Annotated in this window: 18 protein-coding genes; 10 read left to right on the forward strand and 8 right to left on the reverse strand. The window is 36.1% G+C overall.

Annotated features, from left to right (window positions below):
• Positions 1-272: 272 nt before the first annotated feature.
• Positions 273-1,423 (reverse strand): IS3 family transposase gene (locus NLX67_RS15905; protein WP_254312505.1). Its coding sequence is split into 2 segments (ribosomal slippage): positions 273-1,183 and positions 1,183-1,423, totalling 1,152 coding nucleotides; the frame shifts between segments, so codons are not numbered across the junction.
• A 246-nt stretch (positions 1,424-1,669) separates the two neighbouring features.
• Between NLX67_RS15905 and NLX67_RS15910 the strand changes: the two genes are divergently transcribed.
• Positions 1,670-2,050, forward strand: coding sequence for a VOC family protein (locus tag NLX67_RS15910; RefSeq protein WP_046181409.1), 381 nt, complete (start codon positions 1,670-1,672; stop codon positions 2,048-2,050).
• Positions 2,051-2,330: 280 nt separating this feature from the next.
• Here NLX67_RS15910 and NLX67_RS15915 read toward each other — a convergent pair whose 3' ends face one another.
• The gene (locus NLX67_RS15915) at positions 2,331-2,828 is read right to left on the reverse strand and encodes an ImmA/IrrE family metallo-endopeptidase (protein ID WP_254312506.1); all 498 of its coding nucleotides are present in this window, start codon (positions 2,826-2,828) and stop codon (positions 2,331-2,333) included.
• A 98-nt stretch (positions 2,829-2,926) separates the two neighbouring features.
• Positions 2,927-3,538, reverse strand: coding sequence for a DUF4352 domain-containing protein (locus NLX67_RS15920; RefSeq protein ID WP_254312507.1), 612 nt, complete (start codon positions 3,536-3,538; stop codon positions 2,927-2,929).
• Between the two features lie 1,025 nt (positions 3,539-4,563).
• Here NLX67_RS15920 and NLX67_RS15925 point away from each other — a divergent pair.
• Positions 4,564-6,963, forward strand: a complete 2,400-nt coding sequence (locus NLX67_RS15925; RefSeq protein WP_254312508.1) for an EAL domain-containing protein — start codon at positions 4,564-4,566, stop codon at positions 6,961-6,963.
• A gap of 368 nt (positions 6,964-7,331) precedes the next feature.
• Here NLX67_RS15925 and NLX67_RS15930 read toward each other — a convergent pair whose 3' ends face one another.
• The gene (locus NLX67_RS15930) at positions 7,332-7,703 is read right to left on the reverse strand and encodes a helix-turn-helix domain-containing protein (protein WP_254312509.1); all 372 of its coding nucleotides are present in this window, start codon (positions 7,701-7,703) and stop codon (positions 7,332-7,334) included.
• 135 nt (positions 7,704-7,838) lie between these two features.
• On the opposite strand from NLX67_RS15930, the gene NLX67_RS15935 reads away from it, so the two are divergent.
• From NLX67_RS15935 to NLX67_RS15950, 4 genes are all read left to right on the forward strand, one after another.
• Positions 7,839-8,024 carry a hypothetical protein gene (locus tag NLX67_RS15935; RefSeq protein ID WP_254312510.1) on the forward strand — a complete coding sequence of 62 codons (186 nt, stop codon included), beginning with the start codon at positions 7,839-7,841 and terminating at the stop codon, positions 8,022-8,024.
• Positions 8,021-8,242 (forward strand): hypothetical protein, encoded by a 222-nt coding sequence (locus tag NLX67_RS15940; protein WP_254312511.1) that lies wholly within the window; start codon positions 8,021-8,023, stop codon positions 8,240-8,242. The genes NLX67_RS15935 and NLX67_RS15940 overlap by 4 nt, the downstream gene beginning before the upstream one ends.
• Positions 8,243-8,624: 382 nt before the next feature.
• Positions 8,625-9,047, forward strand: a complete 423-nt coding sequence (locus NLX67_RS15945; protein WP_254312512.1) for a RusA family crossover junction endodeoxyribonuclease — start codon at positions 8,625-8,627, stop codon at positions 9,045-9,047.
• A 36-nt stretch (positions 9,048-9,083) separates the two neighbouring features.
• Positions 9,084-9,260 carry a hypothetical protein gene (locus NLX67_RS15950; protein WP_254312513.1) on the forward strand — a complete coding sequence of 59 codons (177 nt, stop codon included), beginning with the start codon at positions 9,084-9,086 and terminating at the stop codon, positions 9,258-9,260.
• A gap of 24 nt (positions 9,261-9,284) precedes the next feature.
• Here NLX67_RS15950 and NLX67_RS15955 read toward each other — a convergent pair whose 3' ends face one another.
• Positions 9,285-9,584 carry a hypothetical protein gene (locus NLX67_RS15955; RefSeq protein WP_254312514.1) on the reverse strand — a complete coding sequence of 100 codons (300 nt, stop codon included), beginning with the start codon at positions 9,582-9,584 and terminating at the stop codon, positions 9,285-9,287.
• Positions 9,585-9,820: 236 nt separating this feature from the next.
• Between NLX67_RS15955 and NLX67_RS15960 the strand changes: the two genes are divergently transcribed.
• The gene (locus NLX67_RS15960; protein WP_254312515.1) at positions 9,821-10,330 is read left to right on the forward strand and encodes a hypothetical protein; all 510 of its coding nucleotides are present in this window, start codon (positions 9,821-9,823) and stop codon (positions 10,328-10,330) included.
• Between the two features lie 126 nt (positions 10,331-10,456).
• Here NLX67_RS15960 and NLX67_RS15965 read toward each other — a convergent pair whose 3' ends face one another.
• A complete protein-coding gene (locus NLX67_RS15965; RefSeq protein ID WP_254312516.1) occupies positions 10,457-10,699 on the reverse strand; it encodes a DUF3935 domain-containing protein in 243 nt (80 codons plus the stop codon).
• A 389-nt stretch (positions 10,700-11,088) separates the two neighbouring features.
• On the opposite strand from NLX67_RS15965, the gene NLX67_RS15970 reads away from it, so the two are divergent.
• Positions 11,089-11,262 (forward strand): DUF3954 domain-containing protein, encoded by a 174-nt coding sequence (locus tag NLX67_RS15970; RefSeq protein WP_254312517.1) that lies wholly within the window; start codon positions 11,089-11,091, stop codon positions 11,260-11,262.
• Positions 11,263-11,881: 619 nt separating this feature from the next.
• Positions 11,882-12,661, forward strand: coding sequence for a hypothetical protein (locus NLX67_RS15975; protein ID WP_254312518.1), 780 nt, complete (start codon positions 11,882-11,884; stop codon positions 12,659-12,661).
• A 267-nt stretch (positions 12,662-12,928) separates the two neighbouring features.
• Here the strand turns inward: NLX67_RS15975 and NLX67_RS15980 are convergent, their stop codons facing one another.
• Together NLX67_RS15980 and sda are read right to left on the reverse strand one after the other, a co-directional pair.
• A complete protein-coding gene (locus tag NLX67_RS15980; protein ID WP_254312519.1) occupies positions 12,929-13,768 on the reverse strand; it encodes an STAS domain-containing protein in 840 nt (279 codons plus the stop codon).
• 127 nt (positions 13,769-13,895) lie between these two features.
• Positions 13,896-14,039: a sporulation histidine kinase inhibitor Sda gene (gene sda / locus NLX67_RS15985; protein WP_254312520.1), complete on the reverse strand. Its 144-nt coding sequence runs from the start codon at positions 14,037-14,039 to the stop codon at positions 13,896-13,898.
• A gap of 127 nt (positions 14,040-14,166) precedes the next feature.
• On the opposite strand from sda, the gene NLX67_RS15990 reads away from it, so the two are divergent.
• Positions 14,167-14,430, forward strand: coding sequence for a hypothetical protein (locus NLX67_RS15990; RefSeq protein WP_254312521.1), 264 nt, complete (start codon positions 14,167-14,169; stop codon positions 14,428-14,430).
• The last annotated feature ends 2 nt before the right edge of the window (positions 14,431-14,432 follow it).

Here is a 14,432-nt window from a genome sequence, read left to right on the forward strand (position 1 = left end):
AAATTTAGCTTTGAAACACATTGGGGCAACCACACAAGAGACCTGGGCGACTCAGAAGTGCATTTGCTGCACTTGCTGGTACTACAAAATAACGGCGGCTCCAAACGCAAAACAGGAGTTTTCTATCAAAGCCGAATTCTACCCCTTAAGTGAAGGGTGAATTCTGGGCTTCACCACCACATATCAGGTTAGTTAAAAAGTTAATAAATAAGAACCATCAACAATTTCGTAATGGATTTGAGTCAATAATTTGGACACAAAAAAATTAAGTCTTAAGCTGTTTTTCTAATTTCATCCTCAATGGCTTGAGGTGTCTGATAACCGATACTGCTATGGATTCTGTTTCGGTTATACCAGCCTTCTATAAACTGGAACATAGCCAGATTTGCAGCTCGATAGTCTGTGTATTGCGTATGATAAACTTCTTCTTTCTTTAGTATGGCGTGAAATGATTCTATGCAGGCATTGTCATAAGGACAGCCTTTCTGGCTGAAAGACTGCTGGATCTCGTGTTTTTGAACATACTGAGTAAACTCACTGCTGGTATATTGTGAGCCAAGATCAGTATGGAGAATTAAGCCCTTTTGGGGCTTTTGAAAAAAACAGGCGTTTTGAAGTGCTTCAATCACCAATTCTGATGTCATAGAACGAGAAAAAGAATAGCCAACGATTTTTTTCGAATGCAGATCCAATACAGAGGCCAGATAGCACCAGCCGTCTTTTACCGTAGGAATATACGTAATATCCGCCACCCATTTCTCATTGATCGTGCAGGTAGAGAAGTCTCGTTTTAAAAGATTATCCAGCTGCACAACCTTTTCTTTTGAGGGGCAGGGACGGTATTTTCTCTTGGTAATCGAACGAATGCCTGCCTTTCTCATTAGGCGCTGGACACGCTTTAGGCTTAAACAAAACCCGTTGTTTAATAAGGTTTTATGAATTTTCGGAGCGCCATAACGTGCCTTACTTTCCAGGTGAATCCGTTGGATCTCCTTCATGAGTTCCTGGTTTTCCTGTTCACGCTTTGACGTCGTTTTTTCAAGGGAATCATAGTAGCTGCTTCTTGGCACCGCCAGTATTTCGCACATCTTCTGAACAGGGTATTGATCCTTGTGTTCCTCGATAAAATCGTTGAGCTCTGTTTCGGTTACTTTTTCGCGAATATGGCCATAGCCTTTTTTAGGATTTCTACCTCCTGTTTTAACCGAAGGTTTTCTTTCTGAATCTCGGCTAACTCTTTTGGTGTCAGTGCCTCTTTCTCTGAACCGATAGGGGTAAAGTCTTTCACCCATTTATAAATCGTTACCTCTGATACGCCATATTCGCTGTTTAATTCTTTAACTGAGCTGCCAGAATGATACAAATCCACAATCGTTTTCTTAAAATCAAGGTTGTATTTTTTGCCTGCAGGTTTACGTTCCAATTCGGACACATCCTCTCAAAAATAATTGTAAGGACTTAATTAAACTGTGTCCATGAAACTATACTAACTCCATAACGTATACATATCAACACTTAAAGATAACAGGGGGCCTTACTCAAATAAGAAGTAAAGTACTTCCTTATTCAAGTAAAGAGACAGGTTAATTGAAGAAGGATTTTTACTTCCCAACAAAGAATATTAATTTAGATAGTAAAAACAGTCTTCTTATAAGGGAGTGAAAGGAGTATGTTTAGTAAAGTCGGTCAAATTATGTTGTATGTCAATAACCAAGATGAGGCAGTGAAATTCTGGACGGAAAAATTAGGCTTTACTGTAATAGCTGAAGAGAACAACAATCAGGGATTGAGATGGATTGAAATTGCTCCAAAAAAAGGTGCAGAAACAAGCGTCATTCTGCACAATAAGGATTTCGTTTCTAAAATGTCTCCTGGATTAAATCTCGGTACTCCTTCTTTAATGTTTTTCACGGAGAATCTTGAACAATTACACAGTGACTTATTAAATAAAAATATTACAGTCGGAGAGATTGTAAATATGCCATCTGGTAGAGTATTTAACTTTGCAGATAATGAAGAAAACTATTTTGCAGTAATGGGAAAAAAGTAATTTCCTAAACAACGAGTTGTGAGCTACCGATAAGGTTACCAAATCCAGGTGGCTTTTTTTGTTATGTGAAGGAAAGATTGTGAAGAAATGTACTTAAACTCCCATGTAAGAACGAGTTTCCTTACATAATCTGTGGTGCAATGCTTGAGCTGCATGGATGGCTAACGGGGGCTTGAGTTGAAGAAGGAATAAAGCAAAGGACCAAAAACGGTCCTTTTTCTTTTGCGAAAAAAATCAATATTATCGTTTAAAAGAGCCTTTTGTTAAAACAAAACCGCCATCATAAAAGAGAAGGAGAATTATACATAATGCCCATCATCTGAATCTCGTAAAGCAAAAGTCGTTCTTCTGCAAAGGAGTATTCAACCCCAAATGTTTCAGCTATCTGGGTAACAGCTAATCGTTTATGAAAAGGCAGATCAATTTCTTGGAGCATAAAAGTAGGAATACAAAAATGAAGGGCAAATGTATTTGCTTGCCACTCTTGCAGCTGCACAAAAGGGAAGGGCAGCAAGGTTTGATTACCTGAGTGTCTTAATAGATGACAAAGTTCATGAGCAAATTCCTGCCATTGTTCTGCTTTAGATAAGTTCTCATTAAGCCTGATCATCATAATACCGCCGATCTCTGCACACTTGCTTGTCTTATAACTATATTCCACCTCTATGTTGAGCCTCCTGGCAATTAACTTGATGTTTAGCTGCTTAGGAGAAGTAATTGATATCTCCATGTATAAATTCTCAATAAAGTCTTCAAGGTGGGATTTCACATAGGTCATAAGGGACGCCTTTTTTCCAGTTTAGGGAACTAGTGTTTGGTTTTGGTATATGATAAAACTCTATCAAATAAAAGATAGAGTTATTAAAAAACATTAAATTACTGGAGATTAATCAATTGTGTATTTGTCCCAAAAACACCGTCTTGAACTTGAACTTGAAGATCCGTTGCATCTGCTACATCTGCTGCAACATCAAATACAATCTTGCCGCTTAATTCAGAGCCTAGATTCAATTGTTCAAAGAACAAGCTATTTGGAATAGATCCATCTTCATTCTGGTTTGCACTCATGCTTGCCATGCTGTCTGCTTCAAAAGTTTTCTCGCCTTGTTTCAGCTTGAAGTAAGAACTATCGATTGTAACAGCGTCATTCGACTTATTTAGAACTGTTACATCCAATACAACATATTTACCAGTTGCTCTTTCTGGTAATGAAGAAGGGCCGACCTGTGCAGCAGATGATTTTTCATTAATTGTAAATGTCATTGTTTCTACTTCAACAGTTTCACCTAAACCTGGTGTTGACTCAGCAGGTTCTTCAGCTGGCTCTTCTTCCGGTTCTGGTGCTGCAGTCGTTTTTTCTGTTGCTGGTTCTGATGTTTCTGTTGTCGGCTGAGTGGAAGTATCATCGCTTGCGAACATTCCGATAATAACAGGCAGCACGAAAATACCTATGATGCCTAAACAACCAATCTTAAAAAATTTACCCATTATAAAGTACTCGCCTCTCTTTTGTTATGTATAAAATCATATGGCATAGCAGAAATAATACTGATAAATAACCACTTATTGCTATTTCTCTACAAAATAATAGTAAATCCTACTACTTTTGATCGACAAAATATGATAAAGAGTAGTAGAATTTACTTATTGCTAATTATATAATCGAATTAGAAAAGATTCTTACCTGAATCTGTGCAAAAAGACCTGTAAAACTGTTTATTGATTTTAGAAATTTAAAAATCAACTGTGAGTAATGAACCAAATCATGAACTAAGAGCAGTTGACGTCTGAGATGTACTAATTAAACGAGCGGAAGCTAAGACGACGTGACCATTTATAAGGAACTCTTAGAAAACATTGGTGTACGCGCTAAAGCCTATGGCTATCATTAGAATTAATTGAGGTTTTTTGTTATGTGCTTAGAACAGCAGTAGAGGAAACATCTAATTGAAAAAATCTTTATCAATTTTACTATCCCGCTTAACAAGAATGGAATAGCCTACAAGTTAGACTAATACTGTAATGCATATGTCCTCTTGGTCGAAGATTGTAATCATTTAATAAGCAGGATGGGAATAAATAGAGTTCTGAAAAATTACACAGATATGATAAATTATGGTTCAAAAGAAATGTACTAATAATATGTAATAGGGATTCAATAATTTTATTCATTATATAAATATTTATTTTTAGACAGTGGAGAATATTGACAACAAGTGAGTTTTTTTTGGTATTGGGTGGTATATTCTTTTTACTTATCTTAATTAGTCTGATAAAACCTTTTTGGGTTTTTCCAGTTAAAAGATTAAAGAACAAAAAAGTACTTTCTAGATCAATAGCCTGTTTGTTCTACTTTATTCTTGGTATAGTATCTCTCAATCTCTCAATTTCTATCTTGTGATACGAAACCATGGATGCACGGACCTATCTATACCCGGATTCATCACATGGATGACCAATCTTCTTATAGATTATAAATACAGAACATAATTACTTGAAAGGCGCTGTGATTAATGAGCAATTCTACTACAAAAAATAATAAACTTTTCATTTATTTTATTGCATTCTATATACTCAGTTATTATACATTAATAATATTTTTTAAGAGCTATGATGCAATTCTATTAATAGGAGGTACCATATTACAAATAGTAGCCCCTCTTGTTGCCGGAGTTATGTTGATAAAGCAGTTCTATCGTAAAAGTATTGGGAGCATTCGATATTTTTGGTTACTTTCATCCCTTGCCTCCTTTTCTTATGCAATTGGAATGGCGATTTTTAGGTATAATTTTGCCTATTCAGTTCAATACACGAGTCTTTCAGATTTATTTTGGTATGTAGCTATTTTTCTCTTTTTAATTGCGCTTATTTCTGTTATGGCTATAACCAAAAACACATCAAAAACAATCCAGTACATCTTTGATATTATTATTGTCATGGTTGTCTTTGTCTCAATTACTTGGTATTACGTAATTGAACCTATCATTAGTTCTGCTTTAGAAATAGGACTAATGTACACCATTGTTTATGCTAGTTATCCAATTGGAATTTTAATGGTGCTTTTTGCTTTGTTAAGCTTATTTTATTCATCGGAAAATGTGTTACCCAAAAAAACATTTATCTTAATTATCTTAGGGTTTTTTCTTCTATTAGTGTCCAATCTTTATTACTTATATTTAACAATAAACAACCTATATGAACAGGGAAGTTTTATTGATCCTCTTTGGCCCTTCGCAATGTTGTTGTTTGGGTTGGCAAGTTTGTATAACCATGAGGACTTTAAAGTGAAGGGTAAACCTAATATTAGAATAGTAAGAAAGTCAGGGGAAATTTTTGATTTCCTAACCTTAAAATTAATTTTGCCTTATTTGTGTGTTTTAACAATTTTTACCTTTATGATTTTTCAAGGGGTATTAGAAATTAACAGCATTGTTATCGGTTCGATTGCTTCTACACTGTTAATTATTGTTAGACAAATCCTTACTTTAATTCAAAACAGCGAGTTATTATATGAGACAAAGGAATTAAACAGGGAACTTGAAATGAAAGTTCAGCACCGGACCAAGGAATTGTTTGAAAAAAACCAACAGTTAGAAGAATCGATGGAAAAAGTTGGATATATAGCTTATCATGATAGTCTTACCGGTTTAACTAATCGGAGGTATTTCGAAAAAGTCGTCAAAAACGAGATAGAGGCGGCAAAAAGGGTAAACAGCAAGTTAGCCATTATGTTTATTGATTTAGACCGATTTAAATTTATTAATGATACACTAGGCCATCACATTGGAGATTTATTATTAATCTCTGTTGCCAATAAGCTAAAAAGTATTGTTGGTGAGCCAAACGTGGTCTCCAGGCAAGGTGGAGACGAATTCATGATATTGTTAAAAAATACGACACAGGAAGAAACAGAACAATTAGCTGAAGACATTATTCAAGAGCTTCAAAGTCCAATTTTAATAAACGGGAATGAATTGTTTATCACTTCAAGTATCGGGATATCTCTATATCCAGAACATGGTATTCTGGTAGATAGTCTCATTAAAAGAGCTGACACATCTATGTACAGTGCGAAAGAACAAGGGAAAAACCGTTACCAGACCTTTAATGTAAAAATGGATGATCACGTGACTATGAAAGTAAATCTTGAAAATGGACTACGAAAAGCAATTGAAATGAATGAGTTAAGTGTTGTATATCAACCTAAGTTGGAATTAGGTACTGGTAAAGTGGTTGGTTTAGAGGCTTTACTTCGTTGGAGGAATAGTCACTTTGGAAACGTTTCTCCTTCTACGTTTATTCCGATTGCAGAAGACACGGGACTCATTACAAAACTTGGTGATTGGGTCTTACGTGAAGCATGCCTACAGATTAAAAGATGGATAAATGAAGGAATACAAGATATTAAGGTTTCCGTTAATGTATCCACCATTCAATTTATGCAAAAGGACTTTATTGAGAAGGTAAGTTCAATATTAAAAGAAATATCACTTGACCCCGAATATTTAGAACTGGAAATTACGGAAAGTTCGACGTTAGATATGGATATCGCTATTCACAAATTAAAAAGACTTAAACAATTAGGTATTATGATTTCAATTGACGACTTTGGTTCCGGATATTCTTCATTAAGTCATATTAAGAATCTACCTATCGATATATTAAAAATCGATAAAAGCTTTATTGATGATATTGAGAATGATAAAAGTAATGCCGCCATTGTTTCAACTATTTTATCACTAGCAAGAAATCTTGACTTAGTTGTTATTGCGGAAGGTGTTGAAAACGAAAGACAATATCAATTTCTACAAGAAAAAGGTTGTGACCAAATTCAAGGTTATTTTATTAGTAAGCCACTAAGTGTAGACGGGGTGCGGCCGTTTATTGAGTCCATGTATCAACAGTCAATATAAATAAAAGAAACAATTACGGTGGAACAAACATGTCAGGATACACTGATGATTTGTTTATGGTTCATGTCTATGCTAGGGTTTTCCTTTGTAATTAAATCAGTGGTTTGGCATTATTGAGGTGACTAAAGTTTTTACCCCAATACGGAAATCATTTATATTGGCTTGATTTCTTAAAAGAGTGGTATGCACTGCTGCCAAGAGAGTATTAATAACTTCATCTAGACAAGTCACTGAGAATTACACCATAAATAACGGTAAACCAAAGAAAAAATCCCGCTGGAATTATCACGAATCCAGCAGGATTTTTTTGTTATCTTTATTATAAGTACATCGAATGTGAGGTTAAAATAAATACACACTACAGCGTGTTATTTTTTATTTAATCCTCGTTTTTTGATGATCTCCCAGAACTCCTGTAATTCTTCAAGCTGTTCTTCTGGTGAATCGGCCATTTCTTTAAAGAAAACATTCAGCCTTGGATTGCTGAAGAATTCCTTCATTTCGCGCTCATCGTCAGAAGTATTAGGTGAAGCAGGCTTCTTCACATTACTTCGTCCTAACAAATAATCTGTAGTGACTTCGAAAAAATCGGCAATTTTCTGAAGGGTGTCAGTATCAGGAGTTCGGTTACCGTTCTCGTATCCAGAAACCGATACTTTTGTTACATTAACCCTTTTTCCTAATTCCTCTTGAGTTAACTTATTGCTGGTTCTTAATTCTTTTAAACGGTCTCCGCGCACTGATGAGCACCTCTTTTCTTATATTGACAATTATAAGTTAACGAATAGATAACAATAAAGAAAAACCCATGAAGTTAACTAAGATGAAGCGTCGAAGCGAATTGAGGCGGAAGAAAAAACGGGTGGTGATGCAGCATGAATCGTTCAAACGCTTATCAATTACTGAAAACTCATTATGAGAACACGGGCAAAGTCATGAGCGCGATTGAATTAATTGTTGAATTAACTGTCTCTTACGGAAAAACAGATGCAGCAGAGATTATGGCTGGCCGCCGGATGTTTGACACCTATTTATCAACGCAAGGGGGGAAGACAGCATGACACCGATTCAAGGATATGAGCATTTAACAGATGCTGAACGCAAGCTGTTCATTTTTGCTCATAACAAGCATTTAGCCGTGACGGATCCGAAAGAACGTGATCAGTACAGCCTAGGCAACGTCGTGAAGGTAACGCCAAATCCGCAGGAAGCAGCAGTCGATGTCCAATTCCAGAACGTTCAGAAACGCCAATACACGGCGAAAAGAACATGGTACTGAAAACATGGTTAACAATATACAGAATTCAATAATAAGAATTTTTAAGACACAGTCAAAGTTGCTAGGTTATATGGATTGATCACATAGAAGAATAGCTTCACTTAGTAATTGAATATCGCATTGAATTTGGTTTTTGATTTCTAGATCACTGTATTGATAGTATTCGTTAATTAATTTTCCTAATTCTTTAGATAGGATAACAGTTAATTCCTGCATAAATTACACTCCGTTTTTGAGTTTATTGTCATGTATTTAACTTTATTTTATGACAATTAGGTTTATTCGACTATATAAATATACCTAATAAACTAAAAAGTATGCATGAATTAGAAATTAATTGAACGAATTGGCTGTAAAGGAAGTTTGAAAGGAGTTTTAGTAGATGATTCATTTCACTGTTTATGGTGAGCCGGTTGCCCAAGGGCCGCCTCGTGCCGGCAAGGATTGGAGTGGAAACACTATTCTATATGATCCAGCTAAATCGAGAAACTTTAAGGAATATGTAAAGGTAGTGGCCGCACAACATCGACCGGCTAAGCTATTGGAAGGTCCACTGCAGGTCAAGGTAAAAGTATACAAGCCCATGCTGAAAAAGTTCAGCAAAAGGAAGTTAGCTAAAGCAGAAGCAGGCATGTTACGACCGGTCACAAAGCCCGACGTGGACAATTACGTCAAAGGCATCAAGGACGCGCTGAATAAGGTGATTTGGAAGGATGACAGCCAGGTGGTGGATCTGACTGTGTCAAAGTTTTATAGCGAAACGCCGCGGTTTGAAGTGCTCATTGAAGAATTAGGGCAAGGATGATCAGCATTTGACCGAAACTGTGAAGGAGCGAATGAAATGTTTGGTCCAGGCGACATTATCACAGGAGCAAAAAATTTTAATGAAGGTATGTTAGTGGAAATCGTTGAGATCCGCACAACAGGATATACCTGGAAAACTCTTTGTTATGACGAACTGTACGAAAGTGACTTTACGGATGATCCATATTTTGAAGATTGGAAACTGAAACAGTAGACCGAAACTATTTATTAAATTCTTTTAACTTATCAAACAATCACCAACAAGTAAAACTGCTGTGATAACTGAAACAAATAATGAAAAAAGAGATAATGTTATTCTCGCTCTTTTTGAAATTTCTTTAAATCTTACATTATAAGCATCACGGAACAAAATAAGCGCAGTAAGCCCTAAAACTCCAATGATAATAGATTTTGTAAGTTCTTCACCGCTTAGTTCACTAAACGACCGATTCGTATTTTGGTTTAGATTAATAATCACACAAAGTCCAAAAACAAATTGAATAATAAACGCGTATAAAAAAAACATTAGTTTATCCATACTTTTATAACCTCTTTCTATTTAGGATAACAAAATTTCAGATATTTCTAAGTCGTCCTACAGTCTGCTAATAATTATACGCTAATTGGATATTGAGTGATTAACTTGCAGACATTTAATCAATAGTTCGTCCAGATTGGTCATTTATGCCCTTATTAGTACTAATGTCATTACTAATATTGGTACTAATACTAAAACTAATGTGCACTCAAAAATAGTTGCAAGGAGGGAGTAACGTGCTGCAAGGAACATGCCTTGATGCAGAGATTCTGCCAACGTATGAAACATTTTATCTCTTTCCAGCCGGCAAGGATCATGTATACGCATCCAGATTCCCTCGGAAAGGTGCGCACACTGGCTGTTTTGAAAAGAAGTACTTTCAGATCGTGGAAGGAAATCAAACGGCAGAATGGCAGCCAGAGCCGTGGAAACGAACGGTTGAAATCGAAAGAAATAAAATCTATTCTGCAAAGCTCATTTGGTGCTGGGAGCATTCAAAAAAGTTGATCGGCAAAACGTACTTTGTCATTGCTCGTGGGGCATGTCTACATGTAGACATGTACCCGTCAGCAGAATTAAAAGGGATGTTAGCCTGTTATCCGGTTCACTGGTTTGAAAGTTTCGAAGCAGTCGATCAACCGGAAGAAATCGAAAGCGTAGAAACCGCATCAGATCAAGTTATTGAAGAGGTTATTTTCGATAAGTCAGAAAGTACAGCTCTTTTCGAACAACTAAAACTATTTTAAGGGGTGACAGTCTTGTTGAGAATTGGAGAGTAATATGAAAAAGTTAGTCAGCAGAAAAAAGAAGTTGAGCAGAACAGAGGTGTTTAATCAATAAGGAGGGGCTTGCCCTCCTTAATAGTAAAAGAGTTATCCTTTACTTATTTTTTGGCGGGAGTTAGTGTGTATCCATTTAAACAACTGATACATGACAATATAAACGACTAAAAATGGAAGCGGGCTAGTAAAAACGGCAATTCCGTCATTATGATCAATAACAAAGCGAAGCGGGTTCAAATCGATTAATTCTGCAAGTCCACCGACAATTATAAAAAGAAGATAAAAAAGAAAGAAACCACCAATGAATATAGAAACACGAAACTTTTTATTCACAATGATTAACCACCTTCATAAATAATTACAATTATAACATAAATAACCTTTTGGGAGTGTGATCGCCTTTATAAAAGGTGGTTTAAAGAATTGATGGGAGGAAAACAAAAATGGCATACCGTGGAGCAGTAATTGAGCAGCAGTGGACGCCGGGACGGTTGGAAATGGCGAAGAAGCGGTGGAGAGAACAATAAAAAACAGCCAGGCAAGTACCTGACTGCAGAAATGGTTTTGCGTTGTACAAGTTGGGTTTTGCAAATGTCAGTACCAGTATGCACCGCTTGATGAAAATTTATACAAAAAAGCCGAGAAAAAGTCCCCGGCCCGTTAAAAAGTATTCGACACTACTATTTTAACAGACTGGGGGCGCCCGGGGTGAAAAAACAGCTATGGATCTAAAAATGACAGCAGAGATCGACCTCATGGAAAGTGCAGCATATATCGTGAAGGATGGGGTGTTGAAAAAGTTACCCAATCCGGAAAGCGGACATGGAAAGCAAATTATCAGCTGGCAGGGCAACAAACCTTGTTACGCTAAGCTGGAGACGGATATTAAGTTTTAATCGGTAGTTGACCGATACTGTTCAGTAAGAGATTTTTTCAAAAAAGACTGCAACGTAAGCAGCCTTTAAAATTACTTCTTCTCTTTTTTTATCTCGCGATAAGTACGTATCAAGTAGAAAAGGGTATAAATGATCAATCCGCCAATATACGCATTCTTATCAATGTCTAAAAAGAACAGCATTGCCGCCAAATAAACAAATGATACTATCAAATAATTTCTTAATCTTATTTTAAGCACGATATCAATCTCCTGTATTAAAATTTCAAATTACTTTTAGGCGCCCAAAGGAATATAACAATCTTTTTAAAGTTTAACTCTATATTCCTTCAAAAGGAAGATGCATTAATAAAACACTTACTCAACAGTACGTCCATAAGGTTTATCACAGAACAAACAGGGCTTTTATCAACATTAGCCTTTAACAGAGCCTAAACAATAAAAAACTGTTTTCAATTTAAGCACCGTTAAACAATGGTATTTATCTGTTAAAGAAGGAGGTTGATATTTGATGACTTCCCTTATTCTTAATATACTCACCATTAGAACAAGTAGTTAAATAAGATACAAGATTGAGTAAAAAATGCAATATCCATATTAACAAAGACAGGAATGAACAGATGCAAAATCAATTAAAAAGTATGTTAAACAGAAAATTAACGGCAACTTTTGTTGCCACAATAGTCACTTCTATATGTATGGCTTTTTGGGGATTGAAAGACCCCGATTCGGAAATCATCTATAACCTTGGCAATGCATTTGCGGGGTCGTCAGCTATTTATATCATGTATGTAGGGGGCATTATTTTCACATATGGCAATCTAGTCTCAGTCGGAATCGAATATTTGCAAAGGAAATGGTTTCAAAAACATGATTGGCTTTATATTTTCTTACATGGGATATTCGGAGCAGCACTAGGTTTAGTAGTTCTAGATTTGCTAGATGTCCTAATGTTATTATATGGAACGCCAGCCGCCTTATTATATGCCTGTGTAGATAGATGGTTATATAAAAGAGCTTCAAAAAATAAAGCTGCGAAGATGTTTTTGCTCATTCCACTTCTTGTATACGGGCTATGCTGGGGATATTTTCAATTCATCACTCCTCCTATACCACCTTTTACAAAAGCAGATGCTGTTGATTTTGCTACTGCTGGCAATGGGACTGTGACAGATGTATTTCCGAATAAAATTGGAAAATGGAAAGGAACTATTAAGGGGTACGAGGTCGAAAGAAAAACGAGTGCAAAAGAAATGGAAGAAGAAACATATATCGTCACCTTCAAGGAAAATTGGCGGAAAGGAGCTGAAACAGGTTCTTGGCTTTTATCTTATAAGGTGGAGTGTGGAAGCTCCTCTGTTTACGATGAAAAGGGTGAAATACCTCCCTACCATGAGTGAAATAAATGACAATCCTAAACAGAGACAAGTAAGCGCCATTAGGGGCTTACTTTTCTTAATATGCTTACATTTTGATGCGTTAGTTAATGTGCGAAAACAGCGTATTTTTATTGTAAGAAAATCAACAATATTCTTTAACAGAGTATTCTTTTAAAGCAACCATTCTTTTAATTCAAATTTATTACTCAACAGTACGTCTAAAAACAAAAACACGAGTGAAAGACAATTCTTCACTCATGCTTGTAAATTACCTTTTGATTCAGAAAATCAAAGGCTTTCCACTCGTAAACTTTTCAAAGCTTTTTGCAGAGAGGAATAGACGCGGATATCTGAAGTGTTGACATTGACGCCTAAGTTAATCATGGTTTGGGCAATCTCGGGTCTGATCCCGGCCAGTAATGTTTTAACCCCTAAAAGAGAAAGACCGTTTATGACTTTGAATATTCGATCTGCTACCATGGTATCGATGATTGGAACACCTGATAAGTCTATAACAATATATTCTAAAGACAATTCACTGCTTTTTGTCAAGGCTTTATCCATTAGTTCCTGTGCTCTTTTCGTGTCAATGTCTCCTATTAAAGGAAGAACGCCGACAGTCTCATTTACTTTAATTACAGGTATTGATAATTCCAGTGCGACTGCTTCTGCAGCATTGATACGGGTAAGGAATTTTCTTGTATAAGATATGCTAAGCCAGTGAACAGCCCGGTCCACCACGGCATCAAACCGTGAAAGGATCTCATAAAATTGATCAAAGGATAAATCGTATTTAACGGCTTCATCTTTAATGATAAGACCGATTAGGTTCCGATAATCCCGCACTTCATCAAGTGCAATATCCAAGGGCATATTCAGATTCACCAGAGTATCAACAGCTTCGTTTCCCCATTCTCTCAAAATACTGAATGTGACGTCCATATCTCTTGAAATAGAGTAAGCGTAAATTTCAACAAGATTTTCACGCCAGCTTTTTAAATATTTTTCAATGTTTGCATAGACTGGATTACTGTCCAGATTAGCTTTTTCATTAATCAATTGGTCCCGTAGACTCAATATTTTGTTCGAGATGTCATCAACATAATGATCGTTTAAATATAGACTCAAATAGACCTGCCTCCTAACCGTTTCGAATTATTTAACCACAATAAAAAAGTTCAGAGAAAATTAATACTCAACATTAGACCGAAACTGTTGAGTAAGCACTTTATACATGTAAAAACCCTCTGATACTTCAAGCATCAGAAGGTACTAATTTTTTGGAGAGATTCCTTGCTTCGATTTCTTTATTAAGCATATGTATGAATGCTATTTCCAGGTTCAGTTTTTTCGCCTGATTATAGGCTTGAATTAATTGTTGATTTGATAAAATAAACATTTTTATAATTCCTCCTGTCTTGTATATTCCCTGGAAAATAGGCTATAAACTAGTATTATCGAACTATTTTATTCTAGTGATTCTAAACAATGGTACGTCCATATCTCGTCATAAAGGAGCGCTTGCGATGCTGGAACATGGGGATGAACTACTGTTTCCGGATGGAAAAATATATTGCTTATCCCGCATGGGGTTTTGCTGTCCGGGCGGTGTTAAACCACCTGATGAATGGTTCATATCAAATGCTGGCGGTGGCACAGTATTTAAAGGGTATTACCACGAACTCCTGGAGTTTTTACCAGAGAGCTGTATGATCGCAGCGAACAAATGGCATAAAAAAGAGAAGCAGCGAGTCGTTAAAGCAGATTGTCAGTTGAGTATTTTCGAATAAAC

Source organism: Domibacillus sp. A3M-37 (assembly GCF_024213455.1).
Taxonomy (GTDB): domain Bacteria; phylum Bacillota; class Bacilli; order Bacillales; family Domibacillaceae; genus Domibacillus; species Domibacillus tundrae.